11 protein-coding genes are annotated in these 10,965 nt (G+C 72.3%); 6 read left to right on the top strand and 5 right to left on the bottom strand.

All coding sequences use genetic code 11. The features are described from left to right. A partial coding sequence (locus CCN72_RS25145; protein WP_086809854.1) for a thymidine kinase occupies positions 1–587 on the top strand: 587 nt, incomplete at its 5' end. 44 nt (positions 588–631) lie between these two features. Here CCN72_RS25145 and CCN72_RS25140 read toward each other — a convergent pair. Further along, positions 632–1,423, bottom strand: a complete 792-nt coding sequence (locus CCN72_RS25140; RefSeq protein ID WP_086809851.1) for a VOC family protein — start codon at positions 1,421–1,423, stop codon at positions 632–634. Between the two features lie 347 nt (positions 1,424–1,770). Here CCN72_RS25140 and CCN72_RS25135 point away from each other — a divergent pair, with 347 nt between their 5' ends. Next, positions 1,771–2,622 (top strand): sulfurtransferase, encoded by an 852-nt coding sequence (locus CCN72_RS25135; protein WP_086809849.1) that lies wholly within the window; start codon positions 1,771–1,773, stop codon positions 2,620–2,622. 68 nt (positions 2,623–2,690) lie between these two features. Here CCN72_RS25135 and sepH read toward each other — a convergent pair whose 3' ends face one another. Next, positions 2,691–3,734 carry a septation protein SepH gene (sepH, locus tag CCN72_RS25130; protein WP_086809847.1) on the bottom strand — a complete coding sequence of 348 codons (1,044 nt, stop codon included), beginning with the start codon at positions 3,732–3,734 and terminating at the stop codon, positions 2,691–2,693. 480 nt (positions 3,735–4,214) lie between these two features. On the opposite strand from sepH, the gene CCN72_RS25125 reads away from it, so the two are divergent. Further along, complete coding sequence (locus CCN72_RS25125) at positions 4,215–4,994, top strand: hypothetical protein (protein WP_086809845.1); 780 nt, start codon at positions 4,215–4,217, stop codon at positions 4,992–4,994. Here the strand turns inward: CCN72_RS25125 and CCN72_RS25120 are convergent. Continuing rightward, complete coding sequence (locus tag CCN72_RS25120) at positions 4,918–6,249, bottom strand: D-arabinono-1,4-lactone oxidase (protein ID WP_086809843.1); 1,332 nt, start codon at positions 6,247–6,249, stop codon at positions 4,918–4,920. The genes CCN72_RS25125 and CCN72_RS25120 overlap by 77 nt on opposite strands. Continuing rightward, complete coding sequence (locus tag CCN72_RS25115; protein ID WP_086809841.1) at positions 6,197–7,450, bottom strand: MFS transporter; 1,254 nt, start codon at positions 7,448–7,450, stop codon at positions 6,197–6,199. Before CCN72_RS25115 ends, CCN72_RS25120 begins: the two co-directional genes overlap by 53 nt. A 173-nt stretch (positions 7,451–7,623) precedes the next feature. Between CCN72_RS25115 and CCN72_RS25110 the strand changes: the two genes are divergently transcribed. Both CCN72_RS25110 and CCN72_RS25105 read left to right on the top strand, forming a co-directional pair. Further along, on the top strand, positions 7,624–8,751 hold the full coding sequence (locus CCN72_RS25110) for a ferrochelatase (RefSeq protein ID WP_086809839.1): 1,128 nt from the start codon (positions 7,624–7,626) through the stop codon (positions 8,749–8,751). 8 nt (positions 8,752–8,759) lie between these two features. Continuing rightward, complete coding sequence (locus tag CCN72_RS25105) at positions 8,760–9,575, top strand: inositol monophosphatase family protein (RefSeq protein WP_085566948.1); 816 nt, start codon at positions 8,760–8,762, stop codon at positions 9,573–9,575. A gap of 110 nt (positions 9,576–9,685) precedes the next feature. On the opposite strand, the gene CCN72_RS39740 is transcribed toward CCN72_RS25105, so the two are convergent. Then, positions 9,686–9,859, bottom strand: coding sequence for a hypothetical protein (locus CCN72_RS39740; protein WP_164932606.1), 174 nt, complete (start codon positions 9,857–9,859; stop codon positions 9,686–9,688). Between the two features lie 414 nt (positions 9,860–10,273). Here CCN72_RS39740 and CCN72_RS25100 point away from each other — a divergent pair, with 414 nt between their 5' ends. After that, the gene (locus CCN72_RS25100; protein WP_085566949.1) at positions 10,274–10,927 is read left to right on the top strand and encodes a response regulator transcription factor; all 654 of its coding nucleotides are present in this window, start codon (positions 10,274–10,276) and stop codon (positions 10,925–10,927) included. The last annotated feature ends 38 nt before the right edge of the window (positions 10,928–10,965 follow it).

Raw genomic sequence — 10,965 nt, 5'->3', positions numbered from 1 at the left:
TCGAGCACAACCGCTCCGCGCGCGGTCTGGCCGGGATGATATTCACCCGTAACGACCGCGCGGGCGCGGGCAAGCTGTCCTCGCGCCTCGGCCTGGTCACCGACGCGGTGGAGGTCGCCGACGCCCAGGACCTCTATGTGTACATCGTGGACCACCTCTCGCAGGGCGGCCGGATCGACTATGTGATCGCGGACGAGGCGCAGTTCCTCGCGCCCGTGCAGATCGACCAGCTGGCCCGCGTGGTGGACGACCTCGGCGTGGACGTCTTCGCCTTCGGCATCACCACCGACTTCCGCTCCAAGCTCTTCCCCGGCTCCCAGCGGCTCGTGGAGCTGGCCGACCGCGTCGAGGTGCTCCAGGTGGAGGCGCTGTGCTGGTGCGGCGCCCGCGCCACGCACAACGCCCGTACGGTCGGCGGCGAGATGGTCGTCGAGGGCGCCCAGGTCGTCGTCGGAGACGTCAACCAGGCGGCGGGCGAGGTCGGTTACGAGGTGCTGTGCCGTCGCCACCACCGGCGCCGGATGACCGCCGCGACGGCCCGCGCGGCGGCCCTCTCCCCGGACGTGCTGCCCGTCTCGTCCTCCTGAGCCCACCGGGAGCACGCCCGTTGCCCGCGGCCGGCATTGAGCCGTCAACGTGGATCCTGGACCACCGAGAACACCGCGCCCTCCGGGTCCGCCACCGTGGCCACCCGCCCGTGCGGACTGTCATGGGCCGGGCGGACGATCCGGCCGCCGAGCCCCGTCACCTGACGCAGCGTCTCCGCGGTGTCGGCCACCTCGAAATAGGTCGCCCAGTACGGCCCCCGGTCCCGGGGCAGCCCATGGCCCACACCGTGCACCCCGGCCACCGGGCGCCCGTCGACGCACAGGCTCACATAGTCGAACCCGGCGGACACCACCGGCTCCGTCTCATAACCGAACACGCTCGCGTAGAACTTGGCGACGCTCCCCGTCTCAAACGTGATCAGCTCGTTCCACGCGGGCGTGCCCGGCACCCCGGTGATCGCCGGGGCCAGATGCGCCGGCGCCTGCCAGATGCCGAACACCGCGCCCGAGGGATCCGCCGCGATGGCCAGCCGCCCCGCCTCGGCCGCGTCCAGCGGGCCGACCGCCACCGTGCCGCCGCACAGCCGTACCGCCTCCGCCGTGCGGTCCACGTCGTCCGAGGCGAGATAGGGCGTCCAGGCGATCGGCAGCCGGTTCTCCGGCGGCAGCTGGCCCATGCCGGCCACCTCGCGCCCGTCGAGCAACGCCCGCACATACGGGCCGAGCTGCTGCGGGCCCGGCCGGAACTCCCAGCCGAACAGCTCCCCGTAGAACTCCTCGGTGGCGGTGAGCCGGTGCGCCATCAGACTCACCCAGCAGGGTGTGCCGGGCGCGCGCAGCGCCTGCGGACCGGCCGACTCCCGTGCCTCGGTCATCGATCACTCTCTCCCCGGCCGCCTTGTGCGGTGGCCGTGTCGCTTCCGCTCCTCCGGCAGGTGTGTGCACGCCGCCGGCGCGTACGCCCGTAGGGGTGTGTCCGCATCCTCCACGGTCGCGCGGCCCTGGCGTGTCGCCGCGCCGCCGGTCCGGCGGTGTCTTCCGGAAGAATGCCTGGGCTGACGTCTTTCGCCGCTTCCTGACGATGTCCGACTGATGTCCGACTGCTGTCCGGTCGGGTGTACGGCATGTGCCCGATCCCCTACGGTTCGTGATCGAGCCTGCCCGGCCGAGCAGAGTAGCGGCACCTGGACGCCGCGGCCACCCCTGGCGTATGCATGGCGCCATGACAGTCATCATCACCGCACCCGAACTCGCCGAGGCGCTCGCCGGCGAGGCGCCGCCGGTCCTGCTGGACGTGCGCTGGCAGTTGAGCCTGGCGAAGGCGGCGGGCGCCCCGCCCTTCGACGGCCGGGCCGAGCACGCGGCCGGGCACATCCCCGGCGCGGTCTTCGTCGACCTGGACCGGGAGTTGGCCGGGGCCCCGGGCGGGCACGGCCGCCATCCGCTGCCGGACCTCGCGGAGTTCGGCGCCGCCATGCGCCGCGCGGGCGTGTCGGCGAGCCGTCCGGTCGTCGTGTACGACGGCGGGCAGGGCTGGGCCGCCGCCCGCGCGTGGTGGATGCTGTGCTGGACGGGTCACCCGGACGTGCGGGTCCTCGACGGCGGGTTGCCGTCCTGGACGGGGGAGTTGGCCACCGGGGTGTCCGTCCCGGACGCGGGTGACTTCGTGCCCGCGCCGGACGCGGCGGGCCTGCTGGACGCGGACGGGGCCGCCGAACTGGCCCGTACGGGTGTGCTGCTGGACGCCCGCGCGGGGGAGCGGTACCGGGGCGAGGTGGAGCCCGTGGACCGGGTCGGCGGGCACATCCCCGGCGCGGTCTCGGCGCCGACGACGGAGAACGTGGGCCCCGACGGCCGGTTCCTGCCCGCCATCGAGCTGAAGGACCGCTTCAAGGCCCTCGGCGTCTCCTCGGACGCGCCGGTGGGCGTCTACTGCGGCTCGGGCGTGTCCGGCGCCCATGAGGTGCTGGCGCTCGCGGTGGCGGGCATCCCGGCGGCCCTGTACGTCGGTTCGTGGTCGGAGTGGTCCGCGGACCCCTCCCGCCCGGTGGCGGTGGGCGCCGACCCGCAGTAGCGGCCACGGCAGCGCCAAGAGGGGCGGAACACCTGGGTGTTCCGCCCCTCTTGGCGTCGTACGACGGTCTACTCCTGCTTCTTGCGCCGGGTGCCGAACACGATCTCGTCCCAGCTCGGGACGGCGGCGCGGCGGCCGGGGCGGACCCCGTCGGCCTCGGCCTGGCGGTCCGTGGCGCCGGTCAGCCGGTCGCGGTGGCTGCCGACCGAGCGGGGCATGAGGACGTCCGCGTAGGCCGAGCCGGCCGAGGCGGCGGGCGCCGGCGGCTCCTCCACGGCGGCCTCCTCGTCGGGCTCGTCCGGGGTCTCCGGGGTGCGCTCGGGCACCACCATGTCGCCGCGGAAGGAGGGCACCGCCTCCAACAGGCTGGTCAGCGAGTCCCGTTCGCCGGTGGTCTCCTCGGCGGGCTCGGACGACTGCGCGGGCAGGCTCGGCCGCTCCCGCTCGGTCTGCCGGTCGAGGGCACGGTCCATCGAGCGCTCGCGCGGCAGCCGGGCGATGCGCGGGACGAACGGGAAGCTCGGCTCCGGTACGGCGAGATCGTCGGACTCGCCGATCAGCGAGCGCGCCTCGTCGTCCACGGCCTGGACCAGCCGCCGGGGCGGGTCGTACGTCCAGCTCGCCGAGTGCGGTTCACCGGCGACCCGGTAGACGAGCAGCACCTCCCAGGTGCCGTCGTCGCGGCGCCAGGAGTCCCACTGCACGGTGTCCTTCTCGGCGCCGCGCAGCAACAGCCGTTCCTGGACGGCCTCGCCGAGCAGCGGCCCCGAGTTCTCACCGGGGCGGCGGACCGGGGTCTTACGGGCGCGCTCGGCCATGAAGGCGCGTTCGGCCAGCACCGGACCCTCGAAGCGCCGCACCCGGTCGACGGGGATGCCCGCGAGCTGTGCGACCTCTTCCGCCGTGGCACCGGCTCGTATCCGCGCCTGGATGTCACGAGGCCGCAGATGGCTCTCGACCTCGATCTCGATCTGGCCGAGGCGTGGCCGGTCGCCGCGCACGGCGGCGCGCAGCCGCTCGTCGATCGGAAGCGTGTACTCCGTTGCGTCGGCAGCTTTCAGCACCAGCCGTGTGCCGTCATTCGAGACGGCCACGACACGCAGTTCGGGCATGGGGACCTCCCGGGTGGTGCCTGCCGACGTCACGTGCGTCGCTGCTTCCGCTAGTCGAGTGTGGCCTGCCCGGGTGCAGCCTGCCACAACCTTGCCGAGTTGCCCGGCGTGTCGGGCACGGGCCCTGGAACGCCGTTATGGCACGGTTACCAGTTCGCCACGCTAAGTGACAAAGTCCGTCACCCTGTGCAACTAGCCCCCTCCCGGCGGTCCTTGGTGGCCGCGGACACCCTGGTGGGAGGCCGGACCCAGGGCTCGCAACAGTACTCCATTCGGGCCATGTACGTGGATTGGCGCGCCGCCCAACTTCTGGCAAGGGGCGCGTCCGAGCCGTGCGCAACCGGTTTTGTGGATCATGAACGTGGCGAAGTTCACGCAATCCCCAGAAACGGAACTAATGGTTTCGCGCATACGTCCCTATCTCGTGCAGTCGGTACCTCGATGTCGATCAAGTACGGGAAAGGCAGGCAAGTTCCGGGTATGCGTGAAACACCCGATGCGGAGCGGAAGCGGATCGACCTGAACGTCCCGCAGGTGGCGGGCAGCGCCCTGGCGGCGGTCATCGCGGCGAAGCTGGCCTCCTCCTTCGGCGTGTACGGCACGATCCTCGGCGCAGGTGTCGTCAGCGTGATCGCCACCTGCGGCGGCACCCTCTTCCAGCACTTCTTCCGGCGCACCGGGGAGCAGTTGCGGGTGACCAAGCCGCCGGCCGAGGCATCCCTGGTGCCGGGTCCGCCCGCCGAGGGCGAGTTCTCCGCGGGCACCGTCTACCGCGCCCGGGTCAAGAGCTGGCGGCGGCCGGTGATCGCGGCCGCTCTCGTGTTCGGGGTGACCATGGGCGGCATCACGACGTACGAACTGGTGTCCGGCAGCAGTTTCAGCGGCGGCTCCGGTACGACGGTCGGCGACGCGGTCGGCGGCCGGAAATCCACCGTCCACCGAACGGATGACCCCGGTCAGCTTCCCTCGCATGTCCCCTCGGGTGGCGGCGCCTCGTCGGACGGCGGCGCCACCCCGGACACGGGGTCGGGCTCCGGCTCGGGCACGGACTCCGGCCCGGGTTCCGGCTCCGAGGACGGTACGACGGACTCCGCGACGCCCTCCCCGAGCGCCTCGCCAAACGGGCGGGCCGACGGGGACCGGGCCACACCGGCCCCCGCGCCGAGCGGTTCCGCCGGGGCGCCTACGACCCCAGCACCCTCCGCAAGTAGTCGTTCCGGAACAGGCGATCCGGGTCAAGACGGTCCCGCAACGCCGTGAACTCGGCGAACCGCGGATACACCCGCGCGAGGTACTCCGCGTCCCGGGTGTGCACCTTCCCCCAGTGCGGCCGCCCCTCGTGCGCGGTGAAGATCCGCTCGGCGGCGGTGAAGTACGACTGGTACGGCGTGCCCCGGTACATATGGACGGCGATGTAGGCGCTGTCGCGGCCCGAGGCGGTGGACAGGGTGATGTCGTCGGCCGGGGCGGTGCGCACCTCCACCGGGAAGCTGATGCGCAGCCCCGAGCGCTCGACCATCGCCTTCAGCTCGCGCAGCGTCTCCACCAGGGCCACGCGCGGAACGGCGTACTCCATCTCCACGAAGCGCACCCGGCGCGGCGAGGTGAAGACCTTGTAAGGGATGTCGGTGTACGTCCGCGCGGACAGCACCCTGCTGGAGATCCTCGCGATCCCCGGGATGCTCGCGGGCGCGGCCCGGCCGACCCACTGGGTCACCTGGAAGAGGCCGTTGGAGAGGAACTCGTCCTCGAACCACCCGGCCAGCTGTCCGACGGGCTGCTCGGGGCCCGCGCTGCGGTTGTTGCGCTTGGTGTTGGTGTTCCCGGTGTGCGGGAACCAGTAGAACTCGAAGTGCTCGTTCTCCGCCCAGAGTTGATCGAACTCGGCGAGGACCCGGTCGAGGGGCATCGGCTCCTCGCGCGCGGTCAGCAGGAACAGCGGTTCCACGGCGAAGGTGAGCGCGGTGACGATGCCGAGCGCGCCGAGCCCGAGGCGGGCGGCGGCGAAGACCTCGGGGTTCTCGGTCGCGGAGCAGCTGAGCACCGAGCCGTCCGCCGTGACGAGTTCGAGGCCCTTGATCTGCGCGGCGATGGAGGCGGAGTCACGGCCCGTGCCATGGGTGCCGGTGCTGGTGGCCCCGGAGACCGTCTGCTCCATGATGTCGCCCATGTTGGTGAGCGACAGACCCTCGCGCGCCAGAACTGTGTTGAGTCGCTTGAGCGGGGTGCCCGCCTCGACCGTGACCGTCATGGAGTCCCGGTCAATGTTGCGTATGCCCGTCAATAGTTGAGGGCGTATCAATACGCCGTCGGTGGCGGCGATCGAGGTGAAGGAGTGCCCGGTGCCGACGGCCTTCACCGGCAGCCCGTCCTCCCGCGCCCGGCGCACCGCCTCGGCCAGCTCCTCCACCGAGACCGGAGCGACCTGCCGGACGGGCCGGGCCCCGACGTTCCCGCCCCAGTTACGCCATGTGCTGTTCGCGCCGCTCGTCTTCCCGCTCGCTGTGCTGCTCAACGGTTCCTCCCCGACCCGCGGCCGGCCTGCGCAGCCGGCGGTACCCGAGGAAACCGACCACGACCGCGACGGCCCCGGAGAGCACCGGGACCCCGTACCCGGCGCGCGCCCCGGCGGCGTCGATCACCGAACCGGCCAGCGAGGAGCCGAGCGCCACGCCGACCGCGAGGCCGGTGCTCACCCAGGTCATGCCCTCGGTGAGCTGCGCGCGAGGTACGTGCTCTTCGATCAGGGACATCGTCGTGATCATCGTCGGTGCGATGGACAGCCCCGCAACGAACAGCGCCACGGCCAGAAGCGGCAGGTTTCCGACCAGTAGGAGGGGGATCATACTCACGGCCATGGCGGCCACGCCCAGCAGCCAGCGGCGCTCCGCCGCCCCGGCCAGGCGCAGCAGCCCGAAGACCGCGCCCGCCGCGCACGAGCCCGCCGCGTACAGGGCGAGCACCACGCTCGCGGCGCCCTTGTGGCCGCGTTCGTCGGCGAAGGCGACCGTGACGACGTCCACCGAGCCGAAGATCGCGCCGGTCGCGACGAAGGTCGCCACCAGCACCTGGAGCCCCGGCGAGCGCAGCGCGGTGCCGCCCCCGCCGTGCCGCTCGCGAGGGTGCGGCGCGGGCTCGGTGGCGCGCAGGGCGGTCAGCCAGCAGACCCCGGCCGCCAGGAAGACGGCGGCGAGCAGCGGGCCCGCCTCCGGGAACCAGACCGTGCACAGGCCGATGGAGACGATCGGCCCGAAGACGAAGCAGATCTCGTCCATGACCGACTCGAACGAGTAGGCGGTGTGCAACTTGGGCGTGCCCCGGTACAGGGCGGCCCAGCGGGCCCGGATCATCGCGCCCAGGCTCGGCACCGCGCCGATCCCGGCGGCGCAGGCGAACAGCACCCAGTCCGGCCCCCGGAAGTGCGCGGCCAGCAGCAGCCCGGCGGCCGCGACGAGGGCCACCAGGGTCGCGGGCCGCAGCACCCGGCTCTGTCCGTGCCGGTCCACCAGCCGGGAGACCTGCGGTCCGAGCACCGCGGCGGACAGCGCGATGGTGGCCGACAGCGCGCCCGCGAGCCCGTAACGCCCGGTGAGCTGGGAGATCATCGTGACCACGCCGATGCCCATCATGGACAGCGGCATCCGGCCGAGGAGCCCCGCGGCCGAGAAGGCCTTGGTGCCGGGCACGTCGAAGAGGGCTCTGTAGGGGCTGGGCACGTGGTCTCCGAGGCGATTCCGGTAAGGCGCGAATGCGGTGGATACAGCTTACGAGTTAGGGAACCCTAAGTGCACTCGGTTTCGGCTGGGGAAATTTCGGTATAAACCCACTTGATCTCGACTCTTCACCCCGCGGTTGCCGGGGTGTCGGTACCGGGTGGCAGGATCGAGACATGCCAGACGCGCTCGATGCCACTCCCTACGACGCCCTGCTCCTGCTCTCCTTCGGCGGCCCCGAAGGCCCCGACGACGTGGTCCCCTTCCTGGAGAACGTCACGCACGGGCGCGGCATCCCGAAGGAACGCCTGAAGGAAGTCGGGAAGCACTACTTCCAGTTCGGCGGGGTCAGCCCCATCAACGGCCAGAACCGCGCCCTTTTGAAGGCCCTGCGCGAGGACTTCGCCGGGCACGGCCTGGACCTGCCGGTCTACTGGGGCAACCGCAACTGGGCGCCGTACCTGACCGACACCCTGCGCGAGATGGTCGCCGACGGCCGCCGCCGCGTCCTGGTCCTGGCTACCAGCGCCTACGCCTCGTACTCGGGCTGCCGCCAGTACCGCGAGAACCTCGCCGACGCGCTGGCCGCCCTTGAGGCCGAGGGCCTGGAGCTGCCGAAGATCGACAAGCTGCGGCACTACTTCAACCACCCCGGCTTCGTCGAACCGATGATCGACGGCGTGCTGCGTTCTCTCGCCGACCTCCCCGAGGACGTCCGCGACGGCGCCCACATCGCCTTCAGCACCCACTCCATCCCCACGGCCGCCGCCGACACCTCCGGCCCCGTGGCGGCCCACGGCGAGGGCGGCGCCTACGTCGAGGAGCACCTGGACGTGGCCCAGCTGATCGCCGACGCCGTCCGCGAGCGCACCGGAGTGGACCACCCCTGGCGCCTCGTCTACCAGTCCCGCTCCGGCGCCCCGCACATCCCGTGGCTGGAGCCCGACATCTGCGACCACCTGGAGGAACGGCACGCGGCCGGCGTCCCCGCGGTCGTCATGGCCCCCATCGGCTTCGTCTCCGACCACATGGAGGTCCTGTACGACCTCGACACCGAGGCCACCGCGAAGGCCGGGGAACTGGGCCTGCCGGTGCGCCGCTCGGCCACCGTGGGCGCCGACCCCCGGTTCGTGGCCGCCGTGCGCGAACTGATCCTGGAGCGCGCCGCCACCGAACGCGGCCAGGACATCACCCCCTGCGCCCTGGGCACCCTGGGCGCGAGCCACCACGTATGCCCCGTCGGCTGCTGCCCGTCCCGGGCGCCCCGCCCGGCCGCCGCGGGCGCCGACAGCCCCTACGCGTGAGGAGACCCGTGACCGAGGCCCTGCACCGGGACCTGCTGCGGCTGGCCCAGGAGGCCGCCCGCCGCGCCGGCGAGCTGCTGCGGGACGGCCGCCCGGCCGATCTCGCCGTGGCACGGACCAAGTCAAGCCCGATCGACGTCGTCACCGAGATGGACATCGCGGCCGAGAAACTGATCACCGACCTGATCGCAGGACAGCGCCCCGACGACGGCTTCCTCGGCGAGGAGGGCGCCTCCGCCGCCGGCACCAGCGGAGTGCGCTGGGTGATCGACCCGCTCGACGGCACTGTGAACTACCTCTACGGCCTGCCGACCTGGGCGGTGTCCATCGCCGCCGAGCAGGACGGCGAGACCGTCGCCGGGGTCGTCGCGGCCCCGATGCGCGGCGAGACGTACCACGCGGTACGCGGCGGCGGCGCCTGGATCACCGGCGCGTGGGAGGGCGAACGGGCGCTCGCCTGCCGCCCCGCGCCCCCGCTGGACCAGGCGCTGGTCTCCACCGGCTTCAACTACGTCACCGAGGTGCGCGCCCACCAGGCCGAGGTGGCCGCCCGGCTCATCCCGCTGGTCAGGGACATCCGGCGGGGCGGCTCCGCGGCCATCGACCTGTGCGACGTGGCCTGCGGCCGGCTCGACGGCTACTACGAGCGCGGGCTGAACCCGTGGGACTACGCCGCGGGGGACCTCATCGCCCGGGAAGCGGGCGCCCTGACCGGTGGACGGCCCGCACAGGGCCCCTCACGGGAGCTGACGCTGGCGGGGACCCCGGGCGTCTTCGAGCCCCTCCAGGGGCTGCTGGAGGACTTCGGGGCCTGGCACGACTGACGCCCCCGACGACCCGGAGGGATCGCCCCCGGACGACGCGAAGGGACCCCGGCGCTGGATTCGCCGGGGTCCCTTCGCGTGCCGGTGTCGCGCCGGTGCGCTCGGGTGGATCAGACGCGGGTCGCGCCGACCTCCACACCGTGTTCGGCTGCGAGGCGGCGCAGGTCGTCCAGCTCTGCCTGCTCCACCTCCACGAGGAAGTCGTCGCCCTCGTCGCGGGCCCGCGACAGGTCGGACTCGGTCGTCTTTATGCGCTGGAGAAGTCCTGCGGTGAAAGCGTCCATGCTGCGCCCCCTCGTCCAGGGTCGGTGGGTCGGTGGCACGGGGGTGTGCCGGGTGGGAAAGGACGATCACGTCTCCCGCAGGTGCCCGGCGCGCCCGGGCCGGGCGCGGCTACGGTGCCGGACACCCGCGCCCGCCCTGCACAAGCGGATCGCGAGGTACCGCATGGTGCTGCGGCACATGCAGAGCGTGATCGCGGGGTGTAAACCCGTCCTCCCCCCGCTCCCGATCCGGGAAACCTCACCGGTACAGAAATTCTCGTATTCCCGCCCGGGGCACCCGATCCTGCGGCCGGACCCCGCTTACAGCCGACTTATGGCCGAAAAGGGCAGGATGGAGGTCACACTCCACGAACACCCCTGCCCGCGCCGGCGCCCCGGAGCGCTACGCGGGTGGACACAGGAAGGACAAGGGACGTGCGCGTACTCGTCGTCGAGGACGAGCAGCTGCTCGCCGATGCGGTGGCCACCGGACTGCGCCGGGAGGCCATGGCCGTCGACGTCGTGTACGACGGTGCGGCCGCGTTGGAACGCATCGGCGTCAACGACTACGACGTGGTCGTCCTCGACCGCGACCTCCCGCTCGTGCACGGCGACGACGTCTGCCGCAGGATCGTCGAGCTGGGCATGCCCACCCGGGTGCTGATGCTCACCGCCTCCGGAGACGTCAGCGACCGTGTCGAGGGCCTGGAGATCGGTGCCGACGACTATCTCCCCAAGCCGTTCGCGTTCAGCGAGCTGATCGCCCGCGTGCGCGCCCTCGGCCGCCGCACCAGCATGCCTCTGCCGCCGGTCCTGGAGCGCGCCGGCATCAAGCTGGACCCCAACCGCCGTGAGGTCTTCCGCGACGGCAAGGAGGTCCAGCTCGCGCCCAAGGAGTTCGCGGTCCTGGAGGTGCTGATGCGCAGCGAGGGCGCGGTCGTCTCGGCGGAACAGCTGCTGGAGAAGGCCTGGGACGAGAACACCGACCCGTTCACCAACGTGGTCCGGGTGACGGTCATGACCCTGCGCCGCAAACTCGGCGAGCCCCCCGTGATCGTCACCGTGCCCGGCTCCGGCTACCGGATCTGATCGACCATGGCCTCCACCCCCGCGCCCCCGCAGGCACC

Source organism: Streptomyces murinus, assembly GCF_002154555.1.
Taxonomy (GTDB): Bacteria; Actinomycetota; Actinomycetes; order Streptomycetales; family Streptomycetaceae; genus Streptomyces; species Streptomyces murinus.
The sequence above is the reverse complement of the archived record's forward strand: the minus strand, read 5'-3'. Positions and strand labels throughout refer to the sequence as shown.